Annotated in this window: 15 protein-coding genes; 5 read left to right on the top strand and 10 right to left on the bottom strand. The window is 74.2% G+C overall.

Annotation, left to right across the window (positions count from 1 at the left end):
• Together HGAM_RS18650 and HGAM_RS20775 are read left to right on the top strand one after the other, a co-directional pair.
• On the top strand, window positions 1-1,125 hold a 1,125-nt coding region (locus tag HGAM_RS18650; RefSeq protein WP_019145259.1), incomplete at its 5' end, for a S1C family serine protease.
• Between the two features lie 20 nt (window positions 1,126-1,145).
• Complete coding sequence (locus tag HGAM_RS20775; protein ID WP_019145258.1) at window positions 1,146-2,000, top strand: NUDIX hydrolase; 855 nt, start codon at window positions 1,146-1,148, stop codon at window positions 1,998-2,000.
• On the opposite strand, the gene HGAM_RS09520 is transcribed toward HGAM_RS20775, so the two are convergent.
• The 5 genes from HGAM_RS09520 to HGAM_RS09500 form a co-directional block, all read right to left on the bottom strand.
• Entirely contained in the window at window positions 2,001-2,960 is a 960-nt protein-coding gene (locus HGAM_RS09520) for a DUF8094 domain-containing protein (protein WP_019145257.1), read from the bottom strand.
• A complete protein-coding gene (locus tag HGAM_RS09515; protein ID WP_019145256.1) occupies window positions 2,957-3,796 on the bottom strand; it encodes a hypothetical protein in 840 nt (279 codons plus the stop codon). The genes HGAM_RS09520 and HGAM_RS09515 overlap by 4 nt, the downstream gene beginning before the upstream one ends.
• A gap of 63 nt (window positions 3,797-3,859) precedes the next feature.
• A complete protein-coding gene (locus HGAM_RS09510; RefSeq protein WP_019145255.1) occupies window positions 3,860-4,780 on the bottom strand; it encodes a tetratricopeptide repeat protein in 921 nt (306 codons plus the stop codon).
• 106 nt (window positions 4,781-4,886) lie between these two features.
• Window positions 4,887-5,843: a methylmalonyl Co-A mutase-associated GTPase MeaB gene (meaB, locus tag HGAM_RS09505; RefSeq protein ID WP_019145254.1), complete on the bottom strand. Its 957-nt coding sequence runs from the start codon at window positions 5,841-5,843 to the stop codon at window positions 4,887-4,889.
• Between the two features lie 7 nt (window positions 5,844-5,850).
• A complete protein-coding gene (locus HGAM_RS09500; protein WP_019145253.1) occupies window positions 5,851-7,041 on the bottom strand; it encodes an acetyl-CoA C-acetyltransferase in 1,191 nt (396 codons plus the stop codon).
• 139 nt (window positions 7,042-7,180) lie between these two features.
• Here HGAM_RS09500 and mce point away from each other — a divergent pair, with 139 nt between their 5' ends.
• The 3 genes from mce to HGAM_RS18640 all read left to right on the top strand — a co-directional run bounded on the left by mce (window position 7,181) and on the right by HGAM_RS18640 (window position 10,556).
• Entirely contained in the window at window positions 7,181-7,615 is a 435-nt protein-coding gene (gene mce, locus HGAM_RS09495; protein ID WP_019145252.1) for a methylmalonyl-CoA epimerase, read from the top strand.
• 112 nt (window positions 7,616-7,727) lie between these two features.
• Window positions 7,728-9,065, top strand: coding sequence for a crotonyl-CoA carboxylase/reductase (ccrA, locus tag HGAM_RS09490; RefSeq protein WP_019145251.1), 1,338 nt, complete (start codon window positions 7,728-7,730; stop codon window positions 9,063-9,065).
• Window positions 9,066-9,188: 123 nt separating this feature from the next.
• On the top strand, window positions 9,189-10,556 hold the full coding sequence (locus tag HGAM_RS18640; protein WP_019145250.1) for a DivIVA domain-containing protein: 1,368 nt from the start codon (window positions 9,189-9,191) through the stop codon (window positions 10,554-10,556).
• Window positions 10,557-10,620: 64 nt separating this feature from the next.
• On the opposite strand, the gene HGAM_RS09480 is transcribed toward HGAM_RS18640, so the two are convergent.
• The 5 genes from HGAM_RS09480 to HGAM_RS09460 form a co-directional block, all read right to left on the bottom strand.
• Window positions 10,621-11,409 (bottom strand): alpha/beta hydrolase, encoded by a 789-nt coding sequence (locus HGAM_RS09480; RefSeq protein ID WP_019145249.1) that lies wholly within the window; start codon window positions 11,407-11,409, stop codon window positions 10,621-10,623.
• A gap of 13 nt (window positions 11,410-11,422) precedes the next feature.
• Entirely contained in the window at window positions 11,423-11,701 is a 279-nt protein-coding gene (locus tag HGAM_RS18635; RefSeq protein ID WP_019145248.1) for a hypothetical protein, read from the bottom strand.
• 18 nt (window positions 11,702-11,719) lie between these two features.
• A complete protein-coding gene (locus HGAM_RS09470; protein WP_019145247.1) occupies window positions 11,720-12,589 on the bottom strand; it encodes an NAD(P)H-hydrate dehydratase in 870 nt (289 codons plus the stop codon).
• Window positions 12,573-13,307, bottom strand: coding sequence for a histidine phosphatase family protein (locus tag HGAM_RS09465; RefSeq protein ID WP_019145246.1), 735 nt, complete (start codon window positions 13,305-13,307; stop codon window positions 12,573-12,575). The genes HGAM_RS09470 and HGAM_RS09465 overlap by 17 nt, the downstream gene beginning before the upstream one ends.
• 78 nt (window positions 13,308-13,385) lie before the next feature.
• Complete coding sequence (locus HGAM_RS09460) at window positions 13,386-14,573, bottom strand: 3-hydroxyacyl-CoA dehydrogenase family protein (protein ID WP_019145245.1); 1,188 nt, start codon at window positions 14,571-14,573, stop codon at window positions 13,386-13,388.
• Window positions 14,574-14,703: the final 130 nt, after the last annotated feature.

Here is a 14,703-nt window from a genome sequence, read left to right as displayed (position 1 = left end):
CTGGCCGTCGCGGCGCTCGCGACCTCGGCCCTGCTCGGCGCCGCCGGCCTCGGCTACGCGGCCGGGGCGTCCGGCTCGGACGCGACCGCCGGCGGCACGACGTCGACGAGCGCCACCCAGCAGTCGCCGAGCACCTTCCTGCTGCCCGAGGGGTGGCTCGAGGGCGGGACCCCGTCGGGCGACCTGCCCGGCGGCACGTTCGGACGCTCGTCGAGCGGTGCGGGGTCGACCGCGGCGACCACCGAGCAGCAGACCGGCGTCGCGCTCATCACCTCGACCACCACGTCCGGCGAGGGGGCCGGCACCGGCATGGTGCTGACCTCCGACGGGCTGGTGCTGACCAACCACCACGTCGTCGAGGGCGCCACGGAGGTATCCGTCGAGATCGCCTCGACCGGCAGGACGTACGCGGCGGACGTGCTGGGCTACGACGACGAGGCCGACGTGGCCGTCCTCCGGCTGGACGACGCCTCCGGGCTCGACACCGTCACCACCGACACCGCCGAGGCGGTCCGGGCCGGCGACGCGGTGGTGGGCGTCGGCAACGCCGGCGGCACGGGCGAGGCGACCGCCTCCCCGGGCACGGTCACGGCCACCGACCGCACCATCGACGTCGGCGATGAGTCGACCGGCACCACGTCGACGCTCTCGGGCCTCATCGAGGTCGATGCCGACATCGTCGCCGGCGACTCCGGCGGACCGCTGTACGACGACGACGGCGAGGTCGTCGGCATGGACACCGCGGCGTCCAGCGGCAGCGCCGACGTCACCGGCTACGCCGTGCCGATCGCCACCGCGCTCGAGGTCGTGGACCAGGTGCTGGCCGGCGACGAGTCCGGGGGCGTCAGCGTCGGGGCGGACGCCTTCCTGGGCGTCCAGCTGCAGGACACCGGCACCGGACCGGTCGTCGTCGGCACGGTCGACGGGTCGGCCGCGCAGGACGCCGGGGTGTCGGCCGGCTCGACGATCACCGCCCTCGGCGGCACGGCGGTCACCGACGCCGAGTCCCTCTCCACCGCGGTCGCCGCGCACGATCCGGGCGACGCCGTGAGCCTGCGCTGGACCGGCGCCGACGGCGCGTCCCACCAGGCGAGCGTGACGCTTCGCGAGGGCCCGGTCGGCTGAGACTCGCTAGGGTCGGGAGCATGAGCGACGACCTGCGCGACGGCGAGCTCCGGCTCGTCCCGACCTCCGGCAACGACGACGTCACGGGATTCGCGATCGAGGTCGAGGGGCAGCGGGTCGGCACCGTCGCGGTGCTCCGCGAGGGCCCCGGCGTGGGGTCGCTGCGCTGGAACGCGTCCGATCCGTCGCTGGCCGCGCGCGGTCTTCGGCTCGCCGTCGCCCACGCGCTCGACGGCCTCGGCCTGGACCGCGTGCAGGCCGACGTCGCCGACGGTGACAGCACCGCGCTGCGGGCCGCCACGCTGGCCGGGCTGCGCCGCGAGGGCGTCAGCCGCCGGCCCGAGGGCACCGCCGACCGCATCGTCCTCGGCCGGGTCAGCGGCGACCCGTCCCCCACGACCCGCGACGGCTTCATCGCGATGCTGAACGCCGGCCTGCCGACCAAGCGGGTCATCGCCCAGGGTCTGCTGCGCGACGAGACCGGGCGCGTCCTGCTGTGCGAGCTCACCTACAAGCGCGAGTGGGACCTGCCCGGCGGCGTCGTCGAGCCGCTCGAGCCACCGGCGGAGGGCCTGGTCCGCGAGCTGCAGGAGGAGCTGGGCGTCACCGTCGAGGTGCAGGGCCTGGTCACCGTCAACTGGCTCCCGGCCTGGCGCGGCTGGGACGACGCCTGCGTCTTCGTCTTCGACCTCGGCGTCGCCGACGCGGCGCTGGTCGAGACGTTCCGGCTCCAGCCGTCCGAGATCAAGGCCGTGCACTGGGCGGACGAGGCCACGGTCGCCGAGCGCGGCACATCCGCCACGAACGAGCTGCTCAGCGCGTGGCGCGCGGGCGACCTGCCGGCGTACCGCGAGGCCCCGAAGGCGGCCGAGTAGCTAGCGGACGTCCGCGCCGGTGACGCCGCCGAGCTGGCCCAGCGCGACCACCGGCGAGCCGTCGCCGGGCACGTGCAGCAGCACCTGGTGGGCGTAGCGCAGGGTGCCGCTGCTGGAGATGCCGCCGCCGTCCAGGAACGCCTGCTGCGGCGACCCGCCCGGCCACGTGACCTGGCGGCCGGCCGCCACCCGGTAGGTGTCGCGGCGGCTCAGCGTGGCCAGCACGAGCGAGCCCCCGTCGCGGGTGCGCAGCGCGACGTCGACGTTCTCGGCCCGCCACTCCTGGCGGAAGCGCACCCCGGCGAGCCGCGCGTTCGCCTCCGCCGTCGACCACATCTGCTCGACGAACGCGTCCGGCACGATCAGCTGCGCCTCCGGGGCGTCCCGGCCGGCGAGCGCGGCGGCGTAGGTGTCGGCGGCCTCCTGCGGCGAGAGGCCGAGGCCCGACGGCTTCTCCCGTCCCGCCACCATGACGGTGCCGCGCTCCCCCTCGACCGGCTCGGGCAGCTCCGCGTCGCCCACGGTCTCGGGCGCCGCGACGAGCTTCCACGGCTCGGCCGCGCGCTCGCGCCGCCACACCTGCACCCGGACGCGGTCGCGGCCGGGGTCGTCGACCGGCATGACGAACCACAGCGGGTAGGCGCTGCGCATCGGCGCGTGGACATCGAGGATGCGCAGGCCGTCGCTGCGCCGCTCGCCCTTCTGCTGCAGCTGCTGTGCCACCTCGAACGTGCCGGTGTCGATGTCGAGCATCGAGCCGGCCTCGACCGCGGCCAGCGGCTTGGGGTCGAGCGCCTCGGCCGCGACCGAGAGCACCTCCTCGTACTGGGCCAGCGCCCGGCGCGCGTCGACCCGCGTGGCCGCGACCTTCTCGGCCGACTGGTCCCCCTTGGGCCGCGGGACGGTGCACGCCGACAGCAGCAGCGAGGCCGCGAGCAGCACCAGCAGCGGGCGCCTCACCGGCGGTCCCCGTCCGGCGTGGTCGCGTCCTCGACCACGACCTCCTCGACGACCTCGTAGCCGGCCGCGGCGGCCTCCTCGGCGCTGATCTCGCGCTCGGTGCCGTCCTCGTCGACCAGCACGTACACGACCTCCTCGACGTCCTCGTCCGTGTCCGCGTCCCCGGCCGCGACGGGCGCCGGGCGGTCGTCGTCGGCGAGGTCCTCGTCGTCGTCCAGCCACACCAGCGCGGGCTCGGGACGCAGCGGGACGCCGCGCCACAGCAGGACGCCGAGCACCGCCAGTCCCAGCCCGAGCAGCAGGACGCCGAGGCTCCACGCGAAGCCGTGCGGGACGCCGTAGGCCAGGCTGACCCGCAGGCCGGTCAGGTCGGCCTCGCCCACGGGCAGGATCGCGACCTCGACGGTCTCGTCGGGCAGCGTCGTCGACAGGTGCGCCGCGCCGAGACCGGCCTCGCTGGCCAGCCACCAGTCCAGCGACACCGGCGACGCGTCGAGGTTCGCCTCCCCGGCGACCTCCTCGTAGGTGGGGTCCCACGGGCGTCCGACGTGGTCGACCACGAGCCGCCTCGTCCGTCCGACGTAGTCCTCGACGTCGACGGCGTTGCCGAGACCGACGAAGACCGGCTTCTCGGCCGGCAGCTCGGCGAGCACGTCGAGCTCGATACCCTGCCAGCCCACCACGGCGGGCCGCGTGACGACGAGGGCGTCGGTGCGCACCTCGTGCGGTCCGGTGACGAAGCGTCCGTCGGGCCCGAGCAGCGCCGTCACGACGGCGCCGAGGACGGCGAGCAGGACGCCCACGACGAGCGTCGCCAGTCCCAGCCTCGTGCGCATCACACCCCCGTTCGCCGACGCCGCGACCCTACCGGGGGTCCGGCCGCCGGCCGGGGATTCGCGTCAGTACAGCGCGGTGGCGAGCTTGCGGCGGGCCGCCGACACCCGCGGGTCGGACGAGCCGACGACGGTGAACAGGTCGACCAGGCGCAGGCGCACCGCCTCGCGCTCGTCGGCGGGCAGGCGGCGCACGAGCCCGATCAGCCGGTCGAAGGCGTCGTCGACGTGGCCGCCGGACACGTCCAGGTCGGCGACGAGCATCTGCGCCTCGACGTCGTCGGGACGCTCGGCCGCCGCGGCCCGGGCGGCCTGCAGGTCGGCGCCGGCGCAGCGGGCCAGCAGCCGGGCCCCGGCCAGGCGCTCGACGACCTCGGTGTCGGCCGGGTACTGAGCAGCGAGCTTCTCGTACTCGGTGACCGCGCCGGCGAAGTCGCCCTCGGCGAACCGAGCGTCGGCATCGGCGAAGCGGGGGTCGGCCGGCTCGTCCTCCTCGGGCGCGTCGGTCGGAGCGGCGCCCTGCGGGGCCGCCAGACCGGTGACGCCGTTCTGCGCGGCGACGCGCACGAGCTCCTCGAACAGGCGGCGCACCTCGTCCTCGGCGGCGGCGCCCTGGAACAGCGGGACGGGCTGGCCGCCCACCAGGCCGAGCACGAACGGGACGCCCTGCGCGCCGACAGCCTGCGCGATGGCCGGGCTGGCGTCGACGTCGACCTGCGCGAGCAGCAGCTGGCCGCCGAAGGAGTTCGCGACCCGCGCCAGCAGCGCGTTGAACTCACCACTCTGCGGCGAGCGCGGCGACCACAGGCTCAGCACGACGACGTGGCGCAGCGACGCCTCGAGCGCCACCTGCTGGAAGTCCTGCTCGGTGACGTCGACGACGAAGCTCGCCCCGTCGGGCGCGGGGGCCGCACCGGCCGCGGTGGGCGCGGGGGCGGACTGCTTGAGGGCCGACAGGTCGATCGCTCCGGGACACGAAAAGCTCATGGCCCCCATCCTAGGGAGCCGCGCCTCGTCGCTGGGAGTGACGTTCTGTACGCGACACGCCACGCGGGGCGAGCAGAACGTCACTCCCAGCGCGGACGGTAAGGACCTACAGGCCGGCGACCAGCTCGTCGGCGGCGGCGTAGGGGTCGCGGCGTCCGGCCACCACGTCGTCGGCCAGGCGGCGCAGCGCGTCGTCCTCCCCTACCGCGCCGAGCCGGCGCTGCACCTCGACGAGGGCGATCGCCTCGACCTCGCGACGGGCGCGCTCGGTGCGCCGGCGCACCAGCTCGCCGGACTCGGTCATGGACGCGTGGTGGGCCCGCACGGCCTCGACCACCTCGTCGACCCCCTCGCCCTCGGACGCGACGGTCATGAGCACGGGCGGCTTCCACGACTCGTCCCGCCGCTGGCCCAGCGAGAGCATGGACCGCAGCTCGCGCCGCGTGGTCGCGGCACCCTCGCGGTCGGCCTTGTTGACGACGAAGACGTCACCGATCTCCAGGATGCCGGCCTTGGCCGCCTGGATGCCGTCGCCCATGCCCGGAGCCATGAGCACCACGGACGTGTCGGCCGACGACACGATGTCGATCTCGGACTGGCCCACGCCGACGGTCTCGACGAGCACGACGTCGCAGCCGGCGGCGTCCAGCACCCGCACGGCCTGCGGGGTCGCCCACGACAGCCCACCCAGGTGGCCGCGCGTGGCCATCGAGCGGATGTAGACGCCGTCGTCGGTGGCGTGGTCGCCCATGCGGACGCGGTCGCCCAGCAGCGCACCCCCGGTGAAGGGCGACGACGGGTCGATCGCGAGCACGCCCACGCGCGCCCCCGTGCGCCGGAAGGCGGTCACGAGGGCCGACGTGGTGGTGGACTTGCCGACGCCCGGCGCCCCGGTGATGCCCACGACGTGGGCGCCACCGGCGTGCGGCGCGAGCGCGGCGCTGACCTCGCGCAGCTGCGGCGAGGCGTCCTCGACGAGCGAGATCAGCCGGGCGACCGCCCGCTTCTGGCCGGCGCGCGCCTGCTCGACGAGCTCGGCGACCGGCTGGCTGCGGCGCGGCACCCCTGGATCAGGCCTTGGGCACGCGGACGACGAGGGCGTCGCCCTGGCCGCCGCCACCGCACAGCGCGGCCACGCCGACGCCACCGCCACGGCGCTTGAGCTCCACCGCCAGGTGGAGCGTGATGCGCGCACCGCTCATGCCGATCGGGTGGCCGACGGCGATGGCGCCGCCGTTGACGTTGACGATCTCGGGGTCGATGCCCAGGTCGTCGGTCGAGGCGAGCCCGACGGCGGCGAACGCCTCGTTGACCTCGACCAGGTCGACGTCGGCAGCGCTGATGCCCTCCTTGCGCAGGGCCAGCTTGATCGCGTTGGCCGGCTGCAGCTGCAGGCTGGAGTCGGGGCCGGCGACGACGCCGTGGGCGCCGATCTCGGCGAGCCACTCCAGGCCGAGCTCCTCGGCCTTGGCCTTGCTCATGACGACCACGGCGCAGGCGCCGTCGGAGATCTGGCTGGCCGAGCCGGCCGTGATGGTGCCGTCCTTGGCGAACGCCGGACGCAGGCGGGCGAGGGTCTCGACCGACGTGTCACCGCGGACGCCCTCGTCGGACGTGACGACGACCGGGTCGCCCTTGCGCTGCGGGATGGTGACCGGGACGATCTCGTCGTCGAACACGCCGTTCTTCTGCGCGGCGGCGGCGAGCTGGTGCGAGCGGGCCGCGAAGGCGTCCTGCTGCTCGCGGGTGTACTGCTGCTGCTCGGCGTTGATGTCCTCGGTCAGGCCGCCCATGGCCTGGTCGGTGATCGCGTCCCACAGGCCGTCGTAGGCCATGTGGTCGGTGAGCGTCGCGTTGCCGTAGCCCAGGCCCTCGCGCGAGCCGAGCAGCATGTGCGGCGCCTGGGTCATCGACTCCTGGCCGCCCGCGACGACGACGTCGTACTCGCCGGCCTTGATGAGCTGCGAGGCGAGCGCGATCGCGTCCACGCCCGAGAGGCACACCTTGTTGATGGTGAGGGCAGGGACGTCCTTGGGGATGCCGCCCTTGATCGCGGCCTGGCGGGCCGGGATCTGGCCGGCGCCGGCCTGCAGCACCTGGCCCATGATCACGTAGTCGACCTGGTCGCCCGTGACGCCGGCCTTCTCGAGCGCGCCGGCGATGGCGACACCACCCAGGTCGCTGCCCGAGAGGGTCTTGAGGCTGCCGCGCAGCTTGCCGATCGGGGTGCGTGCTCCGGCGACGATGACGGTCTCGGTCATGAAAAGCTCCCTGGTCTCGTGGGCGGGTGGGCCGCTTCGATCCAGCGTACCCGCGCTCCGATCCTCCCCTCCCGGACCGCCGACGAGCCTGTCGTCTAGGTCACACGACGCTCCCCCGCGCCCGTGCTTCACTGCCTGCATGCTGCCCAGCGACCTGCTCACGACCATCGACCACGTCGGCATCGCCGTCGCCGACCTCGACGAGGCGCTCGCCTTCTACGAGCGCGTCTTCGGCATCACGTCCGTGCACGAGGAGGTGAACGAGGAGCAGGGCGTCCGCGAGGCGATGCTGGCGGTCGGCTCGGGCGAGACCCGCATCCAGCTGCTCGCCCCGCTGGACGACTCCTCGACCATCGCCAAGTTCATCGACCGCAACGGCCCGGGCATGCAGCAGCTGGCCTACCGCGTCACGGACATCGAGGCGGTCTCGGCGACGCTGCGCGAGCGCGGCGTCCGGCTGCTCTACGACGCGCCGCGCCGCGGCACGTCCGACAGCCGGGTCAACTTCGTCCACCCCAAGGACGCCGGCGGCGTGCTGGTCGAGCTCGTTGAGCCGGCCGCGTCCGCGCACTGACGCCGCGCGCCACGGCTCGCGGACGCGTGTGACGCACTCCACGCGCGACCGTGGCGCACCTGGTTAATGATCAGTAACATCGCCGCACCACACCGACCTGGAGGACGCCCGCATGAAGCACATCCTTGACGCCATCCTGGCCGGGGACACCCCCGCCGAGGAGTTCGGTCAGCTCGAGATCCCCGCGACCTACAAGGGCGTCACCGTCCACAAGGACGAGGTCGACATGTTCGAGGGCCTGGCCAGCCGCGACAAGGACCCGCGCAAGAGCCTGCACCTGGACGACGTCCCGGTGCCCGAGCTCGCCCCGGGCGAGGCGCTCGTGGCGGTCATGGCCAGCGCGATCAACTACAACACCGTGTGGACGTCGATCTTCGAGCCGGTCTCGACCTTCGGCTTCCTCGAGCGCTACGGCCGGCTCAACGAGTACGCCGCCCGCCACGACCAGCCGTACCACGTGGTCGGCTCCGACCTGGCCGGCGTCGTGCTGCGCACCGGCCCGGGCGTCAACGCCTGGAAGCCGGGCGCCGAGGTCGTCGCGCACTGCCTCTCGGTCGAGCTGGAGAGCCCCGACGGCCACGACGACACGATGATGGACCCGCAGCAGCGCATCTGGGGCTTCGAGACGAACTTCGGCGGCCTGGCCGAGCTGGCCATCGTCAAGGCCAACCAGCTCATGCCCAAGCCCGACCACCTCACGTGGGAGGAGGCGGCGAGCCCGGGCCTGGTGAACTCCACCGCCTACCGCCAGCTGGTCTCCAAGAACGGCGCCAACATGAAGCAGGGCGACGTCGTGCTGATCTGGGGCGCCTCGGGCGGCCTGGGCTCGTACGCCACGCAGATGGCGCTCAACGGCGGCGCGATCCCCGTGTGCGTCGTCTCCAGCCCCGAGAAGGCCGAGATCGTGCGCTCGCTCGGCGCGGAGCACATCATCGACCGCTCGGCCGAGGGCTACAGGTTCTGGAAGGACGAGCACGAGCAGGACCCGTCGGAGTGGAAGCGCTTCGGCAAGAAGATCCGCGAGCTCACCGGCGGCGAGGACCCCGACATCGTCTTCGAGCACCCGGGCCGCGAGACCTTCGGCGCGAGCGTCTACGTCACGCGCAAGGGCGGCACGATCATCACCTGCGCGTCGACGTCGGGCTACATGCACCAGTACGACAACCGCTACCTGTGGATGAACCTCAAGCAGATCAAGAGCTCGCACTTCGCGAACTACCGCGAGGCCTACGAGGCCAACCGGCTCATCGACAAGGGCCTCATCCACCCGACCGTCTCGAAGGTCTACCCGATGGCCGAGACCGGGCAGGCGGCGCTGGACGTCCACAAGAACCTGCACCAGGGCAAGGTCGGCGTGCTGTGCCTGGCCCCCGAGGAGGGCCTGGGCGTGCGCGACCACGACAAGCGCGCCAAGCACCTGGACGAGATCAACCGCTTCCGCGGCATCTGATCGGTCGCCGACGCCGGCCGTGCCTCTCGGGGCGCGGCCGGCGTCGGCCGTTTCGCTCCCCCGCCTCCGCGGCCCGGTTCGCTACGCTGGGCCCAGCCCCCGAATCTCATGGTTAGGTGCCCCATGTCCGAGTCCTCCGGTCTGTCCATCTTCGACTCCGCCGCGCGTTCCGCGCCGTCGTCGAGCTCCGCGACCCCGGCCTTCCCGACCACCCGTCGCGGTGGCTACGACGTGGACGCGGTCGACACCTTCCTGCGCTCGCGCGCGGCCGACTTCGAGCGGCTCGAGCAGCACGCCGCCGCGCTGGCCGGCGAGAACACCCGCCTGCGCGAGCAGCTGGCCGGCCTGGAGCAGAAGCTCGAGTCGATCGAGCACCCGTCCTACACCGGGCTCGGCGGTCACGCCGCCCAGCTGCTGAACCTGGCCGAGCAGGAGGCCAAGGCGGTGCGCGAGCGCGCCGACCAGGCCGCCGAGGACGTGCTGGCCACCGCCCGCGAGGAGGCCAGCGTCCTGCGCGCCACCGCCACGCAGGAGGTCGAGACCCTCCGCGCCGAGGCCCGCACCGACGTCGAGGCCAAGCGCGAGAAGCTGCGAGCCGACTCGCAGGCCGTCCTGGCCGCGGCCGAGGCCGACGCGGCCGAGATCCTCGCCTCCGCGCGCCGCGAGGCCGAGCAGGTCAAGCTCGCCGCCCAGGCCGAGGCCGACAACCTGCGCCTGGGCGCCCAGCGCGACGTCGAGCAGGCCCAGGCCGCCGCCGACCGCGAGGTCGCCGAGGCCCGCCGCGTGCTCGCCGTCGAGAAGGAGCGCCTGGCCCGCGAGGCCAACGACGCCCACGCCGCCGCCACCGCGCAGACCGAGAAGCTGGTCGCCGACGCCGAGGCTCGCGCCACGGCCGCCGAGGAGCGCGCCCGCTCGATCCTGGCCACCGCGGCCGAGCGTCGCGAGCAGGTCAGCGGCGAGGCTGCCGCTCTGCTGGACGAGGCGCAGGTCGAGGCCGACCGCATCCTGGCCGGGGCCCGCGACAAGGCCGAGAGCCTGCAGACGACCGCCACCACCGACGCCCAGCGGCTCACCCGCCGCCTGCGCGACGAGGTCACCGAGCTCGAGCGCAAGCGCGACGGCATCATGGCCCAGATGGCGCAGCTGCGCGACGTCGTGGCGTCCTTCGCCCCCGCCGCCGCGGCGGCCGTCGCCGACCAGGCGGCCATCACCGACGAGCCCACCGCCCCGCCGGTGGCCGACGAGGTCGCCGAGCCCGAGTTCGTCGAGCCCGCGATCGTCGACGAGCCGGTCGTCGAGCCCGAGGCCGACGAGACCACCGCCGTCCCGGTCGCGGACGAGTCCGACGCGCCCGACGCCACCACGGTCGTCCCGGTCCCGACGGCCGCCGACCTGGCCGAGGACGACGAGGACGAGGTCGAGCGCACCGCCGTCCAGCCCGCCCTGCAGCTCGACGACGAGGACGACAAGCCCACGCGCCGCAAGCGCTGAGCCACCCGCACGACGAAGGCCCCCGGACGATCGTCCGGGGGCCTTCGTCGTCGTCGCGGCGGGGTCACTCCGGGCGCGGGACGTCCTTGAACACCGCGGTCGTGCGGTCCGAGTACGCCGTGGAGTCCGCTCGCTCCATGGGTCCGTCCCACTCGCGCGGCAGCGGCAGCGCGGCCGCCGGGTTGAGCCGGGCCACGACCTCGTCCAGGACGCGCTCGGCGTCCCCGACCCACAGGTGCTTGGCGCCGTCGACCGCGACGACCTCGGCCTGCGGGACGACCGAGAACCGCTCGCGCGCCTCGGCCGGCTGCAGGTAGTCGTCGTGCTCGGGCACGAGCGCGACGAGCGGCTTGCCCGCGTCCGCCCACGCGGCGAGGTGCTCGGGCCGCGAGTAGCGCAGCGGCGGCGACAGCAGGATCGCGCCTGCCACGGCCGGGTCGAGCCCGTGCATGAGCGTCAGGTCGGTGCCGAAGGACCAGCCGACGAGCCAGATGTTCGGCAGGTCGTCGTACTCGGCCCGCTCGATCGCGGCGGCCACGTCGAAGCGCTCGGCGTCGCCTCCGTCGAACTCACCGGTGCTCGTGCCCTGGACGCTGGACGTGCCGCGCGTGTTGAACCGCAGCACCGCGACCTCGGCGAGGGCGGGCAGCCGGTACGACGCCTTGCGGAAGACGTGGCTGTCCATCATGCCGCCGTGGGTCGGCAGCGGGTGCAGGCAGATCATCGTCGCCACGGGGTCGCGGTCGAGCGGCAGCGCGAGCTCCCCCACCAGCCGCTGACCGTCGGCGGTGTCGAGCTCGATCGGCTCGCGGCGGGCGGGCAGCACGGAGCTGCCGGTGATCAGGTTCGCCATGGTTCCTCTCGGGTCACAGGTGGACGGCGCGCTGCCAGCAGGCCGCGTGCCAGTGCCGGCGGGCGTCGATCGCCTCGTCGGCCAGCAGCGGCTTGACGACCGGCCAGACGAGCACGTGCGGCGTCGCCGGTCGGATCGGCTGGTGACAGCCCGGACAGGTGTACGTCTTGGTGGCCGCGGCACCGGTCAGCCGGCGCACGTACCAGTCCTGGCCGGCGCGGTGCTCCTGCACGTCCGCGTGCGGTGGCGCGAAGTCCCGGCGGGGACGCGACGGCGGGCGGCGGCGCGGCATGGGCTCAGCCTACGGGGGTCAGACCATGGCGATCGTGGCGGCGACCTCGTCGACCAGCTCGCGAGCCAGGAACCCCACCCGGCCGAAGCGCTGCACGAGCCGCTGCCCGGAGACCGCGTGCACGTAGGCGCCCCAGCAGGCGGCCTGCTCCGGGTCCGCGCCGCGGGCCAGCAGGCCGGCGACCACCCCGGCACTGACGTCGCCGCTGCCGGACGTGCCCAGGCCGACGTCCGCGCTCTCCTCGCGCCAGGTGCGCCCGTCGGGCGACGCGACGTGGCCGTACACCGACACGACCACGCCGTAGGTGTCGGCCGCCTCGAGCGCCGCGGCGCGCAGGTCGTCGCCCGCCTCGCGGTCGAGCATGCGGGACACCTCGACGATGTTCGGCGTGGTCACGGTGCGGCCGCGGACATCCTCGACCAGCGACCGGTCGTGGCTCAGCGCGCCGAGCGCGTAGGCGTCCAGGACCACCCGCGTCCGCTCCCCCGCCGCACCGAGCACGCGGCGCATGAGGGTGGCGGTCTCGTCGATGTCGTCCAGGCCGGGCCCGACCACGAGCACGTCGGTCGCCGACGCCATCTCCAGCAGGCTGTCGGGCACGTCGCCGCGCACGGAGCCGCCGTTGGTCTCCGGCAGGCCGATGACCGCGGCCTCCGGCACGGCGATGCTGAGCGCGGTCGCGGTGCCCTCGGTCGTGGCCAGCTGCAGGCGCCCGGCACCGGCCCGCAGCGCGGCCACGCCGCTCAGCAGCACGGCGCCCGGCGTGAACCGGGACCCGCCGACGACGAGCACCGTGCCGCGCGACTCCTTGCCCCCGTCGGGGTCGGGCAGCGCCCAGTCGCGCAGCAGCTGCGGGGTGACGGTGGTGGTCTCAGGCCGGTCGGTCATCGACGTCCTCCTGGGCGGTCGGCTCGGCGTGCGGGTCGCGCTCGAGGTGGCGGACGTCGTTGAGCCGCTCGGGCACCAGCGCGCCGTCCGCGCCGCGCACCCAGCTGCTGATCGAGCAGTTGGCGATGACGGTGCCGCGGGCCCACGTCATCAGCTCCTCCTCCTCGAGCCCCTCCACGACGTAGCGGACGAGCGACACGATCGCGTCGTGGGCGAACAGCAGCACGCGTCCGTCGGGATGGTCGTCGGCCACGTCGCGCAGCAGCGAGCGGAGCCGGGCGATGACGTCCACCCACGACTCCCCGCCGGGCGGGCGGTAGTAGAACTTGCCCAGCCGGCGCCGGCGCACCGCCTCGTCGGGCAGCAGCGACTCCACGCCCCGCGCGGTCAGCAGGTCCAGGACGCCGAGCTCACGGTCGCGCAGGCGCTCGTCGACCCGCACCGGCACGTCGTGCCCGGCCAGCGCGAGCTCGGCGGTCTGCCGCGCGCGCAGGTACGGGGAGACGACGACGGCGGTCGGTCGCTGGTCCGGGTCCAGCCCGGCCATCCAGCGTCCGACCGCCTCCGCCTGCTCGCGCCCGGTCTCCGACAGCGGCACGTCCGCGTCCCGCTCGGCGACGTCGATGCGCTCCAGCCCGCCGGTCTCGGCGTCGCGCGCCGCGACGTTGCCCGTGCTCTCGCCGTGCCGGACGACGCCCAACCACTCGACTCCTCGCATGCGTCCCTTCTACCGGGACGACGCCGCCTCCGCGACGCGAGCGCCTCTCCCTCCGGGTCGCTCGCGCCGCGGGGCCGCTCAGTAGGAGTGGAAGCCCGCGCCGGTCTTGCGGCCCAGGCGGCCCTCCTCGACCGCCTTCACCAGGCCGGCCGCCGGCTGCCAGCCGTCGTGACCGAACGCCTCGACCAGCGAGTTCTCGATGGCCAGCGAGACGTCGTTGCCCACCACGTCCAGCAGCACGAACGGGCCCATGGGCAGGCCCGCGCGGGTCATGGCCTCGTCGACCTGGCCCATCTCGGCCTCGCCGGCGTCCACGAGGCGGACGGCGTCGTTGAGGTAGGGGAACAGCAGCGCGTTGACGATGAACCCGGCGCGGTCTCCGCACGACACGGGGTGCTTGCCGACGTTGAGGCACAGCGCCCGGACCGTCTCGTCCACGTCCGCCGAGGTCTTCTCGGTCGTGACGACCTCGACCAGCTTCATGAGCGGCGCGGGGTTGAAGAAGTGCATGCCGATGACGTCCTCGGGCCGCGACGTGGCCTCGGCGCACCGCGCGATCGACAGCGACGACGTCGTCGTGGCCAGGATCGCGCCCGGCTTGCAGATGCGGTCGAGGTCGGCGAACAGCTGCAGCTTGACGTCCAGGTCCTCGGCGATCGCCTCGACGACCAGGTCGGCCCCGGCCAGCGCCTCGCGCTCGGACGACCCGCTCAGCCGGCCGAGCACCTCGGCCTTGCCGTCCTCGTCCAGGCGGCCCTTGGCCACCGCCTTGTCCAGGTTCTTGGTGACCGCCGCGAGGACGCCGGCCGTCTTCTCCTCGCTGCGGCCGACGTACACGACGTCGTACCCGGCCTTGGCGAACACTTCGACGATGCCCGACGCCATCGTGCCGGTGCCCACCACGCCCACCGACCTGATCTCGTGGCGCAGCTGCGGCGTGGCCGCCTCGTCGGCGCCCGAGCCGGCCAGCGTCTCGCCGCGCTCGGCCAGGCCGACCAGCAGCGGCGCGGGCGCGTGCACCGGGTCGTTCGTGCGCGCGTGCAGCTCCTGGAGGCCGTCGACGACCGTCCGGGCGCCGAGCTCGTCGACCAGGGCCAGCGGACCGACCGGGTAGCCGCAGCCGAAGCGCATGCCCGCGTCGATGTCGGCCCGCGAGGCGTAGCCCTCCTCGAGCATCGTGGCGGCGTGGTTCAGGTACGGCAGCAGCAGGGTCCGCGCGATGCGTCCGGGCTCGTCGTCGGCGAGGATCGGGCTGGTGTCGGCCATGGTTACTCCTTGGTAAGGGCGAGTCCAAGGCCACGGTAGTGAGCGCCGGGACCGGCGCGGCGAGACACAGGTCACAGACGCGCGGCCGCGGTCCGGCCCCGGCTGCCGAGTCCGCCAGACGTCCTTTGGC

The sequence above is a fragment of the Aeromicrobium massiliense JC14 genome (assembly GCF_000312105.1).
GTDB lineage: Bacteria > Actinomycetota > Actinomycetes > Propionibacteriales > Nocardioidaceae > Aeromicrobium > Aeromicrobium massiliense.
The sequence above is the reverse complement of the archived record's forward strand: the minus strand, read 5'-3'. Positions and strand labels throughout refer to the sequence as shown.